Consider the following 17,538-nt stretch of genomic DNA (forward strand, 5'->3'; position numbering starts at 1 on the left):
AGGAGGTTCCATGGCCGAGCAGACTGACCGGGAAGGCGCGTGGGCCCAGCGGGTCGAGGGCGAGTTGCCCACGCGCAGGCACCAGGAGGAGATCGAACAACGCCTGGCGCACGGGTTGGAGGGCGCCCCCACGATCGAGGACCGGACCATCTCGACCTTCGCCAGAGGCGAGCTACCGCATTTCGCCGGCGAAACCGGCACCTTCCTGAAATGCCCGTACATCGACGACGTCCACGCCGTGGGCGACGCCGAGGTGGCCGTGTTCGGCGTGCCGCTGGACGCCGGCGCGACCTACCGGCCGGGCACCCGGTTCGGTCCCCAGGGCATCCGCCGCTGCACCGGCCTGTTCGGCACGTACTGTTACGAGCTGGGCGTGGACCTGCGTGAGCAGCTCAACATGGTCGACATCGGCGACGTGTTCACCATCCCCGGCAACCTGGAGAAGTCCTTCGACCAGATCAGCCAGGCGATGTCGCACGTGATGTCGCAGGGCGTCTTCCCGGTCGTCTTGGGGGGCGACCACTCAATCGGCTTCCCCACCGTCCGCGGCCTGACCCCACACGTGGACGGCAACATCGGCATCATCCACTTCGACCGGCACGTGGACACCCAGGAGACCGACCTCGACGAGCGCATGCACACCACGCCCTGGTTCCACGCGACCAACATCAAGAACGCCCCGGCCACCAACCTCGTCCAGATCGGGATCGGCGGCTGGCAATCGCCGCGCGCCGGCGTCAAGGTGGGCCGGGAGCGGGGCACCACGATCATCACGGTGGGAGACGTCGAACGCGCCGGCGTGGAGAAGGTCGCCGAGATGGCGCTGGAGATCGCCTGGAAGAATGCCAGGGCGGTCTACCTGTCCTTCGACATCGACGTGATCGATGCCGGGTTCGTGCCCGGCACCGGCTGGCCGGAGCCCGGCGGCCTGCTGCCCCGCGAGGCGCTCAACCTGGTACGGCTCGTCTCCGAGCCCGGCCTGGCCGGGATCGAGATCGTGGAGTGCTCTCCGCCCTACGACTGGGCGGAGATGACCTGCCTGATGAGCAGCCGCGTCATCCTCGACAGCCTCGCCGTGCAGGTGCGGGCCGGCAAGCTGGGCCGCAAGCCGTCCACCTCGGGTCGGGCCGCGTGGGGCCCGTACCCGTCCTGATCGCTTGCTCACGGGCATCCGGCCACGTCACCTGGGCTGGCTGGGAATGCACGCACGCCGCGTCGCGCAGCCGCCGGCCGGTGGATCAGACGCTGCGTACGACAGAGACGACGATGCCCAGCACGACGGCATCGTCGCCGTCGATGATGTCGTAGGCGGGGTTGCGTGGTTCGAGACGGACGTGGCCGTCGCGCCGGCGGAACACCTTGACGGTGGCCTCACCGTCGATCATCGCGGCGACGATCTGGCCCGAGTGAGCCTCGGGCTGCTGCCGTACGACGACGATGTCGCCGTCGCAGATCGCCGCGTCGATCATCGAGTCGCCCCGCACCCGGAGGGCGAACACGTCGCCGCGTCCGGTGAGGTCGCGGGGGAGAAGGAGCGTGCCGTCCACGTGCTCGTCCGCCGGGATGGGGATGCCCGCGGCGATGTCCCCGACCACGGGCACGGTCACCACGTCCGCGGCCGGTTCCGGCGGCGCGGCCCGCAGGAACAGACGCACGTCGATCGGCCGGGTCATCGACGTGCCCCGGCGGAGGAAACCCTGCTCCTCCAGGCTTCTGAGGTGTCTCGCCACCGACGAGGACGACCGGAGCCCGACCGCACGGCCGATCTCGCGTGTGCTCGGTGGATAACCGTACCTGACCACCCAGTCCCGGATCGTGGCCAGGATGCGCTGCTGGCGCTGCGGCAGAACGGAGAAGTCGAGATGTTCGAACGCGTCGGTGTCGCCGTAGGTGGTCACCTGCGACATGGTAAAGGCCGGGTCGGTGCGAGCCGCTGCTCCTAGTTGTGCGGATCGAAGCGCCATGACCTTGACGGACACGCCCCGCGGCCGCGAAGGGCGGGAATCGACGGTGGGTTATGGTCCGTACCATGTGCCCGATGCCGTCGGCCGAGATGGTCACCCTGATCTCGTTTCTCGCCGTCTTGTTGATTTTCTTCAGCATCGACGTGCGGTCGAGGGAGTCGGCGGCCTCGGGCCCGTGGCATGCGCGCATGTTCGGATGGACCTCCAGGGTCGGCGGGATCTCCACCGCCCTGGCCCTCGCCTTGGGATGGGTGGACCTTTTCCTGCCGGACGAGAGCAGCCTGATCCACGTGGCGTCGGTGGCCGTTCCGGGGTCCGTGGCGGTGTTGTGCGCCATCGTCCTGGGGCTGGAGATGCTCTGGATGCGTCACTCTTCTTGACTGCTTCCGCTGCCTGCGCGGGACATCGGGCCCTGAAAGGGAAGAGAGGGCCGAGCCTGAGCGTCAAGGCCTTGGCGAGGGTTGAGAGCCTCCTCCCGCCACTTTTACTTTATAGCAGATCCTGGCGCCTCATGAGACCTCGGAAAGTGCTCCATACTTGCCCACTGCGAACCACCCGACGAACGATGGAGCACGGAAAATTGGGTTACGTGATGGGCTTCGAGCACATCGATGCGACGAACATCGCAGAGGTCGGAGGGAAGGGGGCGCACCTGGGCGAGCTCTCGCGAATCGACGGCGTCCGCGTGCCGGACGGCTTCTGCGTCACGACGGACGCCTTCGAGCGGGTCGTGGCCGGGGCCCCGTCGATCGACGCTCAGCTTGACCTGCTGGCACGAGTGAACCCGGACGATCGCGAGGCGATCCGCACCCTGAGCGCCGATGTCCGGCGCGCCGTCGAAGGCATCGCGGTCCCCGACGATCTGGTGGCGGCGATCAGCGGGGCGCTCGCCCGGTTCGGGGAGCGGACCTCCTACGCGGTGCGTTCCAGCGCGACGGCCGAGGACCTGCCCACCGCGTCCTTCGCGGGCCAGCAGGACTCCTACCTGAACGTCGTGGGCGTGGAGGCCGTCGTGCGGTACGTCCGAAGCTGCTGGGCCTCGCTGTTCACCGAGCGGGCGGTGACCTACCGGTGCCGTAACGGCTTCGACCACCGGAAGGTACGGATGGCGGTGGTCGTCCAGCAGATGGTGTTCCCCGACGCGGCCGGGATCCTCTTCACGGCGGATCCCGTGACCTCCAACCGGAGGGTCGCCACCGTGGAGGCCGGTTGGGGGCTCGGCGAGGCGCTGGTGTCCGGTCTGGTCGCCGGGGACGTCTACACGGTGCGCGACGATCAGGTCGTCACCGCGGAGGTCGCCACCAAGACGCGCTTCGTCCAGGCGTCGCCGGGGGGCGGCACGCGGGAGGCGCCGACCGATCCGGGGCGGCAGGCACAGCCGGCCCTGACGGAGGCGCAGGTCGTGCGCCTGGTGCGGTTGGGCCGGCGCGTCGAGGAGCACTTCGGCCGGCCCCAGGACATCGAGTGGTGCCTGGCCGGCGACGACTTCCACATCGTCCAGAGCCGGCCGATCACCACCCTGTTCCCCCTTCCCGCGACCGATGACCAGGAGAACCACCTCTACGTCTCCGTCGGTCACCAGCAGATGATGACCGACGCGATGAAGCCGCTGGGACTCTCCCTGTGGTGTCTGACCACCCCACGGTCGATGCACGAGGCCGGCGGACGGTTGTTCGTCGACGTGGCCCCCCTCCTGGCGAGGCCCTCGGGCCGCGCGAACCTCATCGAAGGGCTGGGGAGGTCCGACCCGCTCATCAGGGACGCGTTGCAGAGCGTCGTCGACCGCGGCGACTTCCTGCCCTCGCTTCCTGACGACGATTCCGGCGCCGCGCCCGCCGGTGACTCACCCGCACCGATCGAGGCCGATCCGGCCATCGTGGCCCAGCTGATCCGGAACAACGAGGAGTCCGTCGCCACCCTGCGGGGCAAGATCCGGAGTTTGTCCGGGCCGGCGCTGCTCGACTTCATCCTGGACGACATCGCGGAGCTGAAGCGGGTCCTGTTCGACCCGCGGAGCCACCAGGTGATCATGGCGGGGTTCGATGCGGCCTGGTGGCTCAACGACCGCCTGGAGGCGTGGCTGGGCGAGAAGAACGCGGCCGACACGCTCACGCAGTCCGTCCCCCACAACGTCACGTCGGAGATGGGGCTGGCGCTCCTCGACGTCGCTGACACGATCCGGCCGCACGCGGACGTCGTGGCGTTCTTGCACCGCGTCGTGGACGAAGGCCGCGAGGGCGACGCCTTCCTGGGGGAGTTGCCCGGGCTGGCCGGCGGGCAGGAGGCGCATGACGCCATCCGCACCTACCTCGACGAGTACGGCATGCGCTGCGCGGGCGAGATCGACATCACCAGAACGCGCTGGAGCGAGAATCCCGCCATGCTCGTGCGCACCATTCTCGGCAACATCAAGAACTTCGAGCCGGGCGCCGGCGAACGACGCTTCGAACAGGGACGCCAGGAGGCGCAGCGGAAGGAGCAGGAACTGCTGGCAAGGTTGCGCGCCCTGCCCCACGGGGAGCAGAAGGCGGAGGAGACCAAGCGGATGATCGACCGCGTCCGCACCTTCGCCGGCTACCGGGAATACCCCAAGTACGGCATGATCCGCCGCTATTTCGCCTACAAGCAGGCGTTGCTGCAGGAAGCCGATCGCCTCGTCGCGTCCGGCGTTCTGCGCGAGAATGACGACATCTTCTTCCTCAGGTTCGAGGAGCTGCAGGACGTCGTGCGCACCAACAAGGTGGACGCCGAGCTCGTGCTGGAAAGGCGTGCGGCGTTCCGCTCGTACGAGCCGCTCACTCCGCCCCGGGTCTTCACGTCGGACGGCGAGGTCATCACGGGCCGGTACCGGAGCGAGGACGCCCCGCCCGGCGCGCTGGTCGGCCTTCCGGTCTCGGCCGGGTCCGTCGAGGGCCGTGCCCGTGTCGTCATGGACATGGCGCGGGCCGACCTGGAGGAGGGCGACATTCTGGTCACCGCCTTCACCGACCCCAGCTGGACGCCGCTGTTCGTCACCGTCGCCGGACTGGTGACGGAGGTGGGCGGCCTCATGACGCACGGGGCGGTGATCGCGCGGGAGTACGGCCTGCCGGCCGTGGTGGGCGTGGAGCAGGCCACCCGGCTGATCCGGGACGGGCAGCGGATCCGCGTTCACGGGACTGACGGCTACGTCGAGATCCTCGATTGATCTACAATGTAAAGGCCCCGGCCGGTTTCACTGACCTCCTGTTCCCACAAGGCACGGGCTTCGCCCGTACTCCACTGCAAGAGAGCTCCGCGTTCAGGTGAGGGCCTGAGCCGCGTCGAGGAGGCGGCTCAGGTGCAGCGTGTCCGTGGCGAGGGCGGTGACCAGGACGGCGGGGCCCGCGAGCGGGGTCAGCACGGCCTGCCCGTGCGCCGGGTCATCGTCCAGCAGCCTGACGGTGGGTGGCCGGTCGTCGAGGGCCGGGTCGACGATGAGGAGCTGGCCGGCGGCGCGGTGGCCGGCCAGGACGGCGGGGCCGTCCCAGCCGGGGGCGTCCGGTCCGTAGCGGGTCTCCTGGTCCAGGAGTGGGTGGCCGTCGCGGCTGACGGTGAGGCGGGTGGTCAGCCGGCCGGGCGTCTCGCCCGTGCGGCCGAGGACCTGTTCTTCGCGCAGGACGAAGCGTGCGGTGGGGGCCAGTTCGACGGTGCAGGTTTGGCGGAGGTTGCTGCCGGCGGCGGAGATCAGCGGCTGGGGCAGCCAGTGCAGACTTGCCTGGTCGGCCGCGGTCAGGTGCAGGTCGTAGGTGGCGTGGCCGGGGGTGGGGCCGCGCAGGGCGATGGTGGCGGCGGCGGTGGTGATGTGCAGGTGGGCGCCCGCTTCGGCGGTGGCTTCGATGCGGAGCCGGTCGCCGCCGAGGGGGGCGTTCATGGCGCCGATGATGCAGACGCGCGCGTGGTCGCCGTGGGGGTGGGTGCGGCGCAGGTCGAAGGGGCCGGAGCCGTGGAGGAGGGGAAGGGTGGTGGTCTTTCCTGTTCGGGTGGCTTTGATGCGGGCGGTGGCGTGTACGCCGAGCGTGGTGGGTTCGCCGGGTGCGGTCTGGGTGGTGAGGGTCATGTGGTGGCCGTGGTCCAGGCGGTCAGGCGGTGGCGGAGCCAGTCGGACACGGGTTTGACGCCGTCTTCGGTTCTGAGGGCGGTGAAGGCGACGGGCAGGTCGCCGCGCTGGGCCTTGGCGTCGCGGGCCATGGTGTGCAGGTCGGCGCCGACGTGTGGGGCGAGGTCGGTTTTGTTGATGACGAGGAGGTCGGAGGTGGTGATGCCGGGGCCGCCTTTGCGGGGGATGTCGTCGCCGCCGGCGACGTCGATGACGAAGATCTGGGCGTCGGCCAGGCCTTTGGAGAAGGTCGCGGTGAGGTTGTCGCCGCCTGATTCGATGAGGATGAGGTCGAGGGGGCCGAGCCGGTGTTCGAGGTCTTCGACGGCTTCGAGGTTGGCGGAGATGTCGTCGCGGATGGCGGTGTGGGGGCAGGCGCCGGTTTCGACGGCTCTGATGCGTTCGGTGGGCAGGACGGCTTCACGTAGCAGGTATTCGGCGTCTTCGCGGGTGTAGATGTCGTTGGTGATGACGGCGATGGACAGGTCGTCGCGTAGGGCGCGGCAGAGGGCGGCGACGGTGGCGGTCTTGCCGGTGCCGACTGGTCCGCCCAGTCCGATGCGCAGGGCGCGGTGGTGGCTGCCGGGGTGTGGGGAGGGGGAGTGGCCGGGGCCGTGCGGGTGATTTTCGGGGGGTTCGTGGTTGTGGTGCAGGTGCATGGTGCTCCTGTGGTGGGACGGGTGGGTCAGGAGGCGAACAGTCGCGTCGGGCGGGCGGCGTGTTGTTCGGCGGTGATGTCGAGTAGTGGGGCGGAGCGTGCGGGCAGGGCCGCGACGCCCTCGGTGCGGAGGCGTTGCGCGGCGTCGGTGGCGTGTTGTGCGATGTGGTCGAGGTCGGTGGTCAGGTGGGCGAGGATGGCGGTGGCGTCGAAGGGGTCCAGGCTGAGCAGGCGGACGGTGGCGGTGGCGGGGGCGCTGACGCTGTCGTAGGCGGCCGCGTGGGCGGCGTCTTGGGGGGTCAGGCCCGCGGCGCGGGCGGTCAGGCCGAGGACGATGGGCTGGTGTGTGCCGCGTGGCCGGGCTGCGGCCAGGGTGTCGAGTTCGGGGGAGGGCCAGGTGGCGCGGGCGGCGCGCAGGAGTTGTCGGCCGAGTGTGCGTGTGACCTGCCGTTGGGCGGGGGTGGGGGTGCGGGCGTCGGCGGCTTCTTCCAGGAGGAGTGGGTCGTGGCCGGTGGCGGCTGCGGCGGCCAGTCCGGCTGCGACGAGGCCGTTGGTGTGCAGCCGGCCGCGGCAGAATTCTCGCAGGCTTGCCGCGTCGTGTACGCGCCCGGTGGTGACGGCCGCCTCGGCTCCGCCCGAGTGGGCGTGCCCGCCGGAGGGGAAGCGGCCGTCGGCGAGGAGGAGCAGTGCGGCGCGGTTCATGGGGTGTCCTTGTTCGTGGTGGTCAGAACAGGAAGTACCGCTGGGCCATGGGCAGGTCGGCCGGTGGTTGGTGGTGGTCGATGGTCTCCTCGTCGATCGTGACTTCGTAGGTGTTGGGGTCGACTTCGATGCGGGGTGTGGCGCCGTTGTGGCGCATGTCCTTTTTGAAGATTTTGCGGGTGTCGCGGATGGGGCTGAACGTTTTGTCGGTGTTGACCCGTCCGGGAAGGCCGGATTCGATGGCCCGTGCGGTGACGAAGTTGACGGAGTTGGCGGCGGGGGCGTGGCCGGTGGCTCCCCACATCGGGCGGGGCAGGATCGGCTGTGGCGTGGTGATGGAGGCGTTGGCGTCGCCGATCTGGGCGTAGGCGATCTGGCCGCCTTTGATCACTCGGTGCGGTTTGACGCCGAAGAACTTCGGCTCCCACAACACCAGGTCGGCCAGCCTGCCCACCTCGACTGAGCCGACCTCGTGGTCGATGCCGTGTGCGATGGCCGGGTTGATGGTGTATTTGGCGATGTAGCGGCGGGCCCGGTGGTTGTCGGCGCCGTTTCGGTCGTTCTCGAGAGGGCCGCGTCGGTGTTTCATCACGTGGGCTGTCTGCCACGTCCGCATGATCACTTCGCCGATGCGGCCCATGGCCTGGGCGTCGGACGACATGATGGAGATGGCGCCGAGGTCGTGCAGGATGTCCTCGGCGGCCATCGTGGCGGGCCGGACCCGCGAATCGGCGAATTGCTGGTCTTCCCGCACCATCGGGTTGAGGTGGTGGCAGATCATCACCATGTCGATGTGCTCTTTGACCGTGTTGACGGTGTAGGGCCGGGTGGGGTTGGTGGAGGCGGGGAGGACGTTCGGCAGGCCCGCCATTTTGATCATGTCTGGGGCGTGGCCGCCGCCCGCGCCTTCGACGTGGAAGACGTGGATGGGGTGGTCGCCGATGGCGGCGATGGTGTTGTCGACGGTGCCGGCTTCGTTGAGGGAGTCGGCGTGCAGGGCGAGTTGGACGCCGGTCGTGCGGCACACTTGCAGGCACCGGCGCAGGACGGCCGGGGTCGCGCCCCAGTCTTCGTGGATCTTGAAGCCCAGGATGCCCGCCTCCACCTGGTTGAGCAGCGACTCCGTGGACATCGTGTTGCCTTTGCCGAGCAGTCCGATGTTGACCGGGAAGGCGTCCAGCGCCGCGAACAGCCGGGCGATGTGCCAGGAGCCCGGTGTGACGGTGGTGGCGGTGCTTCCCTCGGCGGGGCCGGTGCCGCCGCCGATGAGGGTGGTGACTCCGGAGGCCAGTGCCTCGTGGATCTGTTCGGGGCAGATGAAGTGTACGTGGGTGTCCACGCCGCCCGCGGTGAGGATCTTGCCGTTGCCGGAGATGACCTCGGTTTCCGGGCCGATCACGAAGTCGGTGGCGGTGGTGTGCCCGTCGTGCAGCCGGTCCATGGTTTCGTCGTTGTAGGCCTTGCCGAGTGCGGTGATGCGGCCGTCGCGGATGGCGATGTCGGCTTTGACCACGCCCCAGTGGTCCAGGATGACCGCGCCGGTGATGACCGTGTCGGGGGGTTCGGGGGCGCCGAAGCGGGTGGAGTCGCGTGGCGCGCAGGATTGGCCCATCGATTCCCGGATCACCTTGCCGCCGCCGAAGATCATCTCGTTTCCGCTGTGGCCGGGGCCGCCGCACCAGTCCTCGGTGATTTCGATCCGCAGGTCGGTGTCGGCCAGGCGGATGCGGTCTCCGGTGGTGGGGCCGAACCGGTCGGCGTACTGCTCGCGGGTGAGTGGCTGATGGCGTTCGTGGCGTGAGGGCTGGGGCGCGGGCGGGGCGGGCTCTGGTGCCGGGGGCTTAAGCATGGAGTTCGCCTCCGACCTTGCCGTTGAGGCCTTCGATGATGCGTGTGCCTTCGATGGGCACCAGTTCGATCTCCAGTGGGCAGTTGGGTTCGAAGCGCACCGAGCTGCCGGCGGGGATGTTCAGGCGCTTGCCGTAGGCGAGGTCGCGGCCGGGTTGGATGTCGAGCAGGGCGTTCGCCTCGTAGAAGTGGTAGTGGGAGCCGACCTGGACGGGACGGTCGTCGGTGTTGGTGACCGTCACGGTCGTGACCTCGCGGCCGGTGTTGAAGGCGACAGGGCCGGCGTCGCGCGGGTGGTCGATCTTGCCGGGGTGAAGGAGTGGTGCTTTTCTGGTGATCGCCGGGATGGGGTCGCGGAGGGTGACCATTTTGCTGCCGTCGGGGAAGGTGGCCTCGATCTGGAGGTCGCGGATCATCTCCGCGACCCCGTCCATGACGTCTTCGGGGGTGAGCACGGGTGGTTCTGGCGGTTGCGGCATCGCCATGAGCTTTTCCACGCTTGTGCCCGCCCGGGCGCCTTCGAGCACGTAGGCCGTCAGGATGGCGACCGCTTCCGGGTAGTTGAGCGTGATCCCCCGTTCTTTGCGTTTGCGTGCCACGTCCGCGGCCACGTGCATCAGCAGGCGTTCCTGTTCGTGCGGGGTCAGATGCACCCGCCACCTCGCTTTCGCTGCGCTCCGGGTCCGCCGGAGCCGTCGGTTCGCTTGGGGCGGGGAGCGGTGCCCGCCTGTAAGATCGGCTTATCGCCTACTGAACGTAACGCGCCGGATACTTTGTGTGATGTTGCGTGACGGTGAGGGGTCCCTCACCCGTGGCCGGGATCAGCCCGGGGCGGACCGCGCTCGTCCCTATGCGGTTCCGGCGGCGGTCCGGATCACGCTGTTTCGGTGCTGAGGGCCTGCGCCACGGGCCGGCGCGCCGCCAGGCGTGCGGGCAGGGCGGTGAGTGCCGCCGTCGCGAGGAGCGTCGCGATCACGGCGCCGAGCAGCCAGGACGAGGGAGGGTCCACCGCGTTCCTGGCGGCGAAGAGCGAGAGCAGGCCGGTGCCGAGAGGGACGCCGATGAGGGCGCCGGGCACGCCGGGCAGGAGCTGGGCGGCGGACAGCCCTGCGGAGACCTGCCCCGGGGTGGCGCCGAGCGTGCGGGCGACGGCCATGGTCGCCCGGGCTTCCATGGCGGTGGTCCAGGTGAACGTGATGGTGTTCACGACGGCGAGGGCGATCAGCAGGACGGTGACGGCGAGCATCAGCAGGCGGTCGTGCTCGCCCCGCAGGTTGGGCAGGACGGCGGAGCCGTTCAGGCCGTAGCCCCTCTCGGGCTGGGCGTGGAGGGTCAGCAGGGTGACGATCCCGATCACCGTGGTGGCGGTGGAGCACGCCTGCAGCACGGCGCGGCCCGGACGGCGGGCGGTCAGCCGCAGCCCGAGCAGCAGCGGCGTGGGCAGCAGCGCCGACAGCGAGGTGAGCCACGGCCGGTGGCGGGGCTGGTGCGCGGGCGCGGTCAGCGCCGTGACGGTCGCCGTGCGCAGGGTGCGCAGCGTGGGACGCAGCGTGGACAGGACCGCCACCGCCACGGCGAGGACGGTCGCCGTGGCCACGGTGGCGCCGCTCGGTCCTGCCGCCTCGCCGATCCGGCTGGCGGTGGGGCTGGCGATGACGGGCGCGGCCAGGCGGGCGATCACCAGCCCCAGGGCGTCGCCGGCCAGCGCCAGCGCCAGGTACTCGGTGAGCAGGACGGCGGCGATCAGGCCCGGTGCGGCGCCGACGGCCTTGAGCAGCCCGGCGCGGCGCGTCTGCTCGACGGCGCGTCCCGCGGCCAGTGCCGCCACTCCGGTGATGGCCAGGAAGCTGAGCAGCCAGCTCCCGACGACCAGGATCGGCTGGCTGTTCTTGAGCAGGCCCATGTCCGCTGCGGCGGTGAACTGCCAGGAGTGGAAGTTGACGGGCATGGCGGGGTCGCGGTGGGCGTCGCGGAAGGCTTCGGTGGCGGCGGGGTCGCGCAACTTGAGGTCCACGGCCGTGGTCACCGGGAGATCACGGGACGAGGCCAGCGTGCGGGCGTCCTCCCGGGTCATCCAGGCCAGGCCGCTGTAGTCGCTCCCCCCGCCGCCCGGGCCGATCTGCGACGCACCGGGGTAGACGGAGGTGGCCGCGGTCACGGCGATCCCGACGACGGGGTACGGCCGGCCGGCGATGGTGACGCGGTCGCCGACGCCGGCGCCCAGCGCGGTGGCGAAGCCGCGCTCGAGGACGGTGCCGCCGGAGCGTACCCAGTGGCCCGCGGTCACCAGCGGCCGGTTGACCGGGCCGGGCTTGTCGGCGAAGCCGTGCACCACCACGCGGGACGGCGTGGCATCGCGCGTGGTGAGGTCGGCGTAGACGATGCGGTAGGGGCCGTGGTGGGCGATCACGTCGGGAGCGCTCGCCAGCGAGGCCAGGGCCGAGGTCACGGCGGGGCCCGCGGCGCCGGAGAGCGCCACCACGTCCGGCCCGGCGGTGGCCGCGCGGGTCTGCTCGTACAGCGCGTCGCTCACGCCCCGCAGGGACAGGCCCAGGGCCATCGTGGCGGTGGCCACGGTCACCGCGAGCAGCAGCATCGCGGCCTGGGCCCGGTGCCTGCGCAGGTCGGCCAGGACCAGGCGCAGGACGAGCACGAGGGAACCCATGACGTTCAGCCCTCCAGCCCGATCAGCCCGCCGAGCCCGCGCGGCTGCGAGCCGGTCAGCCGGGTGTCGTCGACGAACATCCCGTCGCGCATCGAGACCAGCCGGTCCGCCGTGGCCGTCACCCGCTCGTCATGCGTGACGATCACGAGGGTCTGCCCGGCGGAACGCAGTTCCTGGAAGATCCTCAGCACGTCGAGGGTCGCCGCGGTGTCGAGGTTGCCGGTCGGCTCGTCGGCCAGGACGACCAGCGGGTCGTTGACCAGGGCGCGGGCGACGGCGACCCGCTGGCGTTGCCCGCCCGACAGCTGCGAGGGCAGGTGCCGGGAGCGCGCGGCGAGCCCGACCCGTTCCAGCAGCAGGCCGGCGCGGCGCCTGGCCTGGCGGCGCGGGCGTCCGGCCAGCAGCGCGGGCAGCTCCACGTTCTCGGCCGCCGACAACTCCTCCACCAGGTGGAAGGCCTGGAAGACGAATCCCACCGACCGGCGGCGCATGCGCGCCAGGGCCCGCTCGCTCAGCGTGTCGATGCGCCGCCCGGCCACCCACACCTCCCCGCCGGTTGGCCGTTCCAGGCCGCCAAGGAGGTGCAGCAGCGTGGATTTCCCGCAGCCGCTGGGCCCCATCACCGCCAGCGTCTGTCCCTGAGGCACCTCCAGGTCGACCTCGTCCACCGCGCGGACCCGGCCCTGTCCCTGGCCATGCGTCTTCACCAGCCCGCAGGCCCGGACCGCGGCACTCGGCACGTTCATCCACCCTCGACTTCGTCATCGGCCTTGGACCAGGCCCGCTCGCAGGCGTCCAGCCAGCGCAGGTCGGCCTGCAGCCGCAGCACGACCCCTTCCAGCAGCAGGCCGGCGCCCGATCCTGCCGGTTCGGCCAGCGCGGCCTGCTGCGCCTCGCGCAGCCGGCGCAGCAGCTCGCGGCGCTGCGCCGCCACCAGCTCCACCGGGTCGGCCAGCCGGGCCGCCGCGGCGGCGGCGAGCTTGAGATGGAACTCCGCCAGGTCCGGTTTCGGCCAGCCCACCTCGGCCAGCCAGGCGGCCACGCGCTGCTGCCCGGCCGGCGTCAGCGCGTAGATCTTGCGCTCCGGCCGCTCAGGCAGGCCGTCCGCCCGCTCGCAGGCCACGAGCCCCGCTCGCTCCAGCCGGTTCAGCGTCACGTAGATCTGACCGCGGTTCATCGACTCGCCCAGCGGGCCAAGGCTGCGCCGCAGCCGAGCGTGCAGGTGGTATCCGTGCGACGGCTCCTTGGCGAGCATCGCCAGCACCGCGTCCTGCATGGCACCTCCCTAACGGTTGGCTAATAGATAGCGGTTATCCATAGGAGGTGTCAAAGCACGGCATCCTCCGGGCATAGGGTTGGCGGCATGGCACTGCGACCGGTCCAGGTGAACATCAAGGCTCGGGACGACTCGGCGCTCGGCCGGTTCTGGGCGCAGGCGCTCGGCTGGGGCGTTTCCAGCGAGGGACCCGGCGTGACCAACCTCGAACCCGAGGGCTTCGCCTGGCCGGACCCCGGCGCCTTCTACGTCGACCTCGTCAGGGTCCCGGACCCCGAAACGGTGAAGTACCGCGTGCACCTCGACCTCGCCACCACCTCTGCGGCCCATCAGGCGGAGCTGGTCGCGCGCCTGAAGGAGCTCGGCGCGACGCCCGCCGACGTGGGCCAGGGCGACGTCCCGTGGACGGTCCTGGCCGACCCGGAGGGCAACGAGTTCTGCGTCCTCGGCCCGGCCTGACGCGGGGCGGCCGGGCGCGGGGCGTGACCACGGCGACCGCGGTCGCCAGCCGCGGGCCGGAAATCCGGGTGCGGAGGGGCGGCGGGGTGGTGTGTGATTGGGGGATGACGATCGAGATGGGCGGGCCCGGGGTCGACGGGCTCGGTGACGTGGTGCGAGTGCTGGGGGAGTGGCAGCACGACGGGCAGCCCGTGCAGGTGCATCCGGGGGACTTGGGGTGGTTCTGGCGGTTCGGCGCGGAGCGGACTGCGCAGGCTACGCGGACCTGGAGCCGGGCTGGGGACATTCTGGCCGTCGGGCTGCTCGATGGCGCGGACCTGGTGCGGCTGGCGTTCGCTCCGCAGGCGTGGCAGGACGAGGAGCTGGCGCGGCAGGTGGCCGGCGACGTGTCGGCATCTGAGCGCGGTGTGCTGCCCGAGGGCAAGGTGTACGTCGAGGCGCCGATGGGCGCGCTGGTCCGGGACCTGCTGTCCGGGGACGGCTGGGAGAGCGGCGAGGCGTGGACGCCGCTCCGGCGTGACCTGGGCGCGCCTGTGCCGGATCCCGGTTTTCGCGTCGAGGTGGTCGGGCCGGAACAGGCGCCTGAGTGGGCCGCGGTCCTGCGGGCGTCGTTCGACGGGTCGACGTTCACCGAGGAGCGCTGGCACGCGATGGCGGCAGGCGCGCCGTATGCCGGCGCGCGGTGCCTGGCCGTACGCGACGAGCGGGGCGAGGCGGTGGCGGCCGTGACGGTGTGGTCGGCGGGTGCGGGCAGGCCAGGGCTGATAGAGCCGCTGGGGGTGCACCGCGCGCACCGCGGTCACGGTTACGGCCGGGCGATCACGGTCGCCGCGGCGCGCGCACTCCAGGAGGCGGGCGCGTCCAGCGTGGACGTGTGCACCCCCAGCTCCAACGTCGGCGCCGTCGCCACCTACCAGTCGGCCGGCCTCGAGCCGTTGCCCGAGAGACGTGACCTGTACCGCGACGCTTCCTGAGGCTTCGATGCTCAGGCCGGCCGGTGGTTCCCTACGTCCTGCCGACGACACCTGCGGGCGCCGGGAAGCCGGTGAGCCATCCATGCCGGGGCCGGCCTCCACGCGTACGTCAGCATGACGATGAGCTCCGCATCCCGCCGAGCCGGCGGATCGCCTCCATCGGGTACGGGGTCCGCCTGCTCTGGCGCTGGAACGCGCGGTTGAAGTCGGACATCACCTTGGCGACCGGCGCGTGCCGGGCGAGGACGGCCGCGGCCTCCTCCGGGATTCCTGCGGGGCGCTCGCCCTCCGCGTAGGCGCGCACCAGAGCGTAGCGCCCCTCGCTGTCCTCTCTCCGGAGTCCGTACAGAGCGGTGACCAGCCAGTTCGTCAGATAGGTGGCGCTGTAACAGCGGTCGTAGGTCTGGTGGCGGTCGAAGAAGCCGGCCTCGGCCGGCGACAGCTCGAACCCGGAGGAGATGGACAGGCCGTAGTCGGCGAAGTACAGGCGCCGGCCGTCGGTCAGGATGTTCTCGAAGTGCGCGTCGAAGTGCAGGAGCCCGCGGCTGTTCATGAAGGAGACGCCGGCCGCCAGTTCCCTGTCCACCATGACGCAGGCCCGGCCGGCGGCTCGGCCCCCTGCCTCGACCTGAGCGCCCAGCCACTGGTGCAGGTTCTGCGGGATGTACTCCAGGAACAGCGCGACGCTCGCCGACGACTGCCGCAGGGCCTGGATCCGGCGGCGTACCTGCGATCCGCCGCCCCAGTAGGCAACAGCCCGCTCGACGTCGGCCAGTTCGTCGGGCAGGGGCGTCGAGTCCGGCAACACCCGCCAGTGATACATCAGGGGAAAGCCCTCGTGTTCCGCCGCCAGCACCCAGTTCGTCGTCATGGTGTGCACGGCGAGCTCCCTCCAGACTCCGAAGCCCGGCCCGCCGATGATGCCGACGCCGTAGTGACAGAAGTCGGGCAGATCAAACAGGTTCGCCGTGGACCGGACGTGCTCGGGCCGCCTCTCCAGGTCGGTCAGGGGCACCCGCTTCACGAAGACCGGGGTTCCGGCGACCTCAAGCAGGGCCGACGTCCCGCCGATGCCGGATCCGATCGGCAGGGCCGTGTCCACGAGCTCGCGCAGGGCGCGATCGCTGCGCAGAGCCAGGGCCGTGGAGACGGAACCGTGGGCGGTCAGGCGCGCACCGCGCGACATGTCAGGACACTTCACTGCGGCTTCCACCTGGGCGCCGACCTCGATTCTCACCATGGCCGCGCAGTCGCGCCCAGCGCAACGGCGCGTGGCTCCGCGGATCGGCCTCCGGAACGGGCAGGAGGGCGGACAAGATCCGTAGAAGACGACAGACCTGAGCACCCACTGACTGCACCTTAGTGAAGAGCGCGAGCTGGGCGTCATCAGGGACGACCTGCGCTGCACCGCGGTCCGCGTCAACCGTCCGGTACGTCGCCGGGAGCGGTGTGCCGGCCTCACGCCGCTTCGAGCACGGTCGTGAGGGCGTGGATAGATGCTCCCCTGTTCACCGATCGTTAGGGGAGGGGAGGTTTCGCTGGTGGCCGCGAGACGGAGGATGAAGGTGTGCCTCCCGTATGACGGATGGCCCAGCCCCATGGCGCGATCGAGAGGAACGTCCCCATGTCAGGTTCCCTGTCCCGGCGAGCTTTACTGGCCGGCGTGCCCGCCGTCGGCCTGGCGGTCGCGCTGCCCGGCGCCGCTTCGGCCGCGGAGAGCGCCTACGCGGCCTTCCGCGTCGTACGTCGCCGCCCCGGCGAGCCCGGCCGGCCCGAGGTCGTGCTGCCCGCCGGTTACGAGATCCTGCCCGGTGAGAAATACTCCGTGGCTTCTCGGGCGGAGTACTACACGTTCGTCCAGGGCCCGCACACCGCCGCGGGGATCGAGGTCACGGTCCGCTGGCCGGACGAGCGGGTCGAGGCCGTCGTCCACCAGGACACGCGGCTGGAGCTGCGCCGCGTTCCCGGCGACAGGCACAGCGTGTCGTTCACGCTGCCGATGACGCAGCCCTCGCCCGACGCCAACCAGCCGACGCTGCAGGTGTGGAGCCATCCCGACGTCTCGCCAGGCATGAACTGGCGGATCGAGCACAACGACCCTGACCGCGCCGCGGGCCCATGGACGACGGTGCCGTGGCCGGCAGGCCCGGTCAGATCGGTGATCCACCAGCTCGTCGCGGCGCACACCATCCTGCGGGACTCCGGCATGGTCGACGTCGCCGCGGCGAAGGGACACCGGTTCGTGCTGATGGGCATCGAGACCAACAACACGCTGCACGCCGACAATCCTCCGCACTGGCACATCTCGTACAACTCCGGTGCGGACTTCAGCGCGCCCACCCACAATCCGCACTTCTGGCTCGACCCGTCCGGCCGTAATTTCTACAACGGCATGGACGTCACCGGTCTGGGCCGGCTGAAGTACTACGTGGGCGATCCGGCGCCGCTGTACGACTTCGTGGGGGAGGCGAACGGCGGCCGTGGCGACCTCGTCGTCACCTTCACCCTCCGGCAGGACGGCGGCATCGACATCGTTTCGCCGCAGGGCCGCACGTACGCCATCGCGGCCGGGCGCGGGGGCGATCTGGTGGAGGAGGTCACCGCGCTGCGTGACGGCGAGCCCTGGCTGCGCGTCAGCACCGACGACCGCGTCCGCCAGGGCGTGCTGGTCGTGCGCGTCGAGGGGCTGCGGGACCGCGCCGATTCCAGCGTGCGGGTCTACCGTTATGACCGGCTGACGGGAGTGGGGCTCCCGTAGCGATGAAGAAATTTCCACCGAAGTAGCCTCTTACCTGCGTTAACGGAGGCATGTGGCCGCCCTGTGGTGGGTTGGTCAAGAGAGCCGGAATCCCATCGGCTTGACCTTGACGCGACG

15 protein-coding genes and 1 pseudogene are annotated in these 17,538 nt (G+C 70.6%); 6 read left to right on the top strand and 10 right to left on the bottom strand.

Annotated elements, in window-relative coordinates; translation table 11 throughout:
• Nucleotides 1-10 precede the first annotated feature (10 nt).
• The gene (locus ACZ6SA_RS40130; RefSeq protein ID WP_347649473.1) at nucleotides 11-1,153 is read left to right on the top strand and encodes an agmatinase family protein; all 1,143 of its coding nucleotides are present in this window, start codon (nucleotides 11-13) and stop codon (nucleotides 1,151-1,153) included.
• An 85-nt stretch (nucleotides 1,154-1,238) separates the two neighbouring features.
• Here ACZ6SA_RS40130 and lexA read toward each other — a convergent pair whose 3' ends face one another.
• Nucleotides 1,239-1,907, bottom strand: a complete 669-nt coding sequence (lexA, locus tag ACZ6SA_RS40135; protein WP_465834171.1) for a transcriptional repressor LexA — start codon at nucleotides 1,905-1,907, stop codon at nucleotides 1,239-1,241.
• Nucleotides 1,908-2,038: 131 nt separating this feature from the next.
• Between lexA and ACZ6SA_RS40140 the strand changes: the two genes are divergently transcribed.
• Nucleotides 2,039-2,344, top strand: coding sequence for a hypothetical protein (locus tag ACZ6SA_RS40140; protein WP_347649475.1), 306 nt, complete (start codon nucleotides 2,039-2,041; stop codon nucleotides 2,342-2,344).
• A gap of 209 nt (nucleotides 2,345-2,553) precedes the next feature.
• Nucleotides 2,554-5,151, top strand: a complete 2,598-nt coding sequence (gene rph / locus ACZ6SA_RS40145; protein WP_465834243.1) for a rifamycin-inactivating phosphotransferase — start codon at nucleotides 2,554-2,556, stop codon at nucleotides 5,149-5,151.
• A 93-nt stretch (nucleotides 5,152-5,244) separates the two neighbouring features.
• Here rph and ACZ6SA_RS40150 read toward each other — a convergent pair whose 3' ends face one another.
• The 8 genes from ACZ6SA_RS40150 to ACZ6SA_RS40185 all read right to left on the bottom strand — a co-directional run bounded on the left by ACZ6SA_RS40150 (nucleotide 5,245) and on the right by ACZ6SA_RS40185 (nucleotide 13,230).
• The gene (locus ACZ6SA_RS40150; protein ID WP_347649476.1) at nucleotides 5,245-6,042 is read right to left on the bottom strand and encodes an urease accessory protein UreD; all 798 of its coding nucleotides are present in this window, start codon (nucleotides 6,040-6,042) and stop codon (nucleotides 5,245-5,247) included.
• Nucleotides 6,039-6,740, bottom strand: a complete 702-nt coding sequence (gene ureG / locus ACZ6SA_RS40155; RefSeq protein WP_347649477.1) for an urease accessory protein UreG — start codon at nucleotides 6,738-6,740, stop codon at nucleotides 6,039-6,041. The genes ACZ6SA_RS40150 and ureG overlap by 4 nt, the downstream gene beginning before the upstream one ends.
• A 26-nt stretch (nucleotides 6,741-6,766) precedes the next feature.
• Nucleotides 6,767-7,441, bottom strand: coding sequence for an urease accessory protein UreF (locus tag ACZ6SA_RS40160; RefSeq protein WP_347649478.1), 675 nt, complete (start codon nucleotides 7,439-7,441; stop codon nucleotides 6,767-6,769).
• A gap of 22 nt (nucleotides 7,442-7,463) precedes the next feature.
• Nucleotides 7,464-9,290, bottom strand: coding sequence for an urease subunit alpha (locus ACZ6SA_RS40165; RefSeq protein WP_465834175.1), 1,827 nt, complete (start codon nucleotides 9,288-9,290; stop codon nucleotides 7,464-7,466).
• A complete protein-coding gene (locus ACZ6SA_RS40170; RefSeq protein WP_347649480.1) occupies nucleotides 9,283-9,942 on the bottom strand; it encodes an urease subunit gamma in 660 nt (219 codons plus the stop codon). The genes ACZ6SA_RS40165 and ACZ6SA_RS40170 overlap by 8 nt, the downstream gene beginning before the upstream one ends.
• Before the next feature lie 221 nt (nucleotides 9,943-10,163).
• Nucleotides 10,164-11,954, bottom strand: a complete 1,791-nt coding sequence (locus ACZ6SA_RS40175; RefSeq protein ID WP_465834177.1) for an ABC transporter permease — start codon at nucleotides 11,952-11,954, stop codon at nucleotides 10,164-10,166.
• A 5-nt stretch (nucleotides 11,955-11,959) separates the two neighbouring features.
• Nucleotides 11,960-12,700 carry an ABC transporter ATP-binding protein gene (locus tag ACZ6SA_RS40180; protein ID WP_465834179.1) on the bottom strand — a complete coding sequence of 247 codons (741 nt, stop codon included), beginning with the start codon at nucleotides 12,698-12,700 and terminating at the stop codon, nucleotides 11,960-11,962.
• On the bottom strand, nucleotides 12,697-13,230 hold the full coding sequence (locus ACZ6SA_RS40185) for a PadR family transcriptional regulator (protein ID WP_465834181.1): 534 nt from the start codon (nucleotides 13,228-13,230) through the stop codon (nucleotides 12,697-12,699). The genes ACZ6SA_RS40180 and ACZ6SA_RS40185 overlap by 4 nt, the downstream gene beginning before the upstream one ends.
• Before the next feature lie 87 nt (nucleotides 13,231-13,317).
• Here ACZ6SA_RS40185 and ACZ6SA_RS40190 point away from each other — a divergent pair.
• A pseudogene (locus ACZ6SA_RS40190) lies at nucleotides 13,318-13,683 on the top strand (VOC family protein); the annotation flags it as partial.
• 110 nt (nucleotides 13,684-13,793) lie between these two features.
• The gene (locus ACZ6SA_RS40195; protein WP_465834183.1) at nucleotides 13,794-14,663 is read left to right on the top strand and encodes a GNAT family N-acetyltransferase; all 870 of its coding nucleotides are present in this window, start codon (nucleotides 13,794-13,796) and stop codon (nucleotides 14,661-14,663) included.
• 109 nt (nucleotides 14,664-14,772) lie between these two features.
• Here the strand turns inward: ACZ6SA_RS40195 and ACZ6SA_RS40200 are convergent, their stop codons facing one another.
• Entirely contained in the window at nucleotides 14,773-15,849 is a 1,077-nt protein-coding gene (locus tag ACZ6SA_RS40200; protein ID WP_465834185.1) for a protein kinase family protein, read from the bottom strand.
• Nucleotides 15,850-16,287: 438 nt separating this feature from the next.
• Between ACZ6SA_RS40200 and ACZ6SA_RS40205 the strand changes: the two genes are divergently transcribed.
• Nucleotides 16,288-17,421, top strand: a complete 1,134-nt coding sequence (locus ACZ6SA_RS40205) for a hypothetical protein (RefSeq protein WP_347649487.1) — start codon at nucleotides 16,288-16,290, stop codon at nucleotides 17,419-17,421.
• Nucleotides 17,422-17,538 lie beyond the last annotated feature (117 nt).

The organism is Nonomuraea sp. NPDC049378 (genome assembly GCF_055586745.1).

What these genes read in the sequence shown, in the direction of transcription:
- ACZ6SA_RS40130 (WP_347649473.1), top strand. Translation starts at nt 11, where the DNA reads ATGGCCGAGCAGACTGACCGGGAAGGCGCGTGGGCCCAGCGGGTCGAG.
- lexA (WP_465834171.1), bottom strand. Translation starts at nt 1,907, where the DNA reads ATGTCGCAGGTGACCACCTACGGCGACACCGACGCGTTCGAACATCTC.
- ACZ6SA_RS40140 (WP_347649475.1), top strand. Translation starts at nt 2,039, where the DNA reads ATGCCGTCGGCCGAGATGGTCACCCTGATCTCGTTTCTCGCCGTCTTG.
- ACZ6SA_RS40150 (WP_347649476.1), bottom strand. Translation starts at nt 6,042, where the DNA reads ATGACCCTCACCACCCAGACCGCACCCGGCGAACCCACCACGCTCGGC.
- ureG (WP_347649477.1), bottom strand. Translation starts at nt 6,740, where the DNA reads ATGCACCTGCACCACAACCACGAACCCCCCGAAAATCACCCGCACGGC.
- ACZ6SA_RS40160 (WP_347649478.1), bottom strand. Translation starts at nt 7,441, where the DNA reads ATGAACCGCGCCGCACTGCTCCTCCTCGCCGACGGCCGCTTCCCCTCC.
- ACZ6SA_RS40165 (WP_465834175.1), bottom strand. Translation starts at nt 9,290, where the DNA reads ATGCTTAAGCCCCCGGCACCAGAGCCCGCCCCGCCCGCGCCCCAGCCC.
- ACZ6SA_RS40175 (WP_465834177.1), bottom strand. Translation starts at nt 11,954, where the DNA reads ATGGGTTCCCTCGTGCTCGTCCTGCGCCTGGTCCTGGCCGACCTGCGC.
- ACZ6SA_RS40180 (WP_465834179.1), bottom strand. Translation starts at nt 12,700, where the DNA reads ATGAACGTGCCGAGTGCCGCGGTCCGGGCCTGCGGGCTGGTGAAGACG.
- ACZ6SA_RS40185 (WP_465834181.1), bottom strand. Translation starts at nt 13,230, where the DNA reads ATGCAGGACGCGGTGCTGGCGATGCTCGCCAAGGAGCCGTCGCACGGA.
- ACZ6SA_RS40195 (WP_465834183.1), top strand. Translation starts at nt 13,794, where the DNA reads ATGACGATCGAGATGGGCGGGCCCGGGGTCGACGGGCTCGGTGACGTG.
- ACZ6SA_RS40200 (WP_465834185.1), bottom strand. Translation starts at nt 15,849, where the DNA reads ATGTCGCGCGGTGCGCGCCTGACCGCCCACGGTTCCGTCTCCACGGCC.
- ACZ6SA_RS40205 (WP_347649487.1), top strand. Translation starts at nt 16,288, where the DNA reads ATGTCAGGTTCCCTGTCCCGGCGAGCTTTACTGGCCGGCGTGCCCGCC.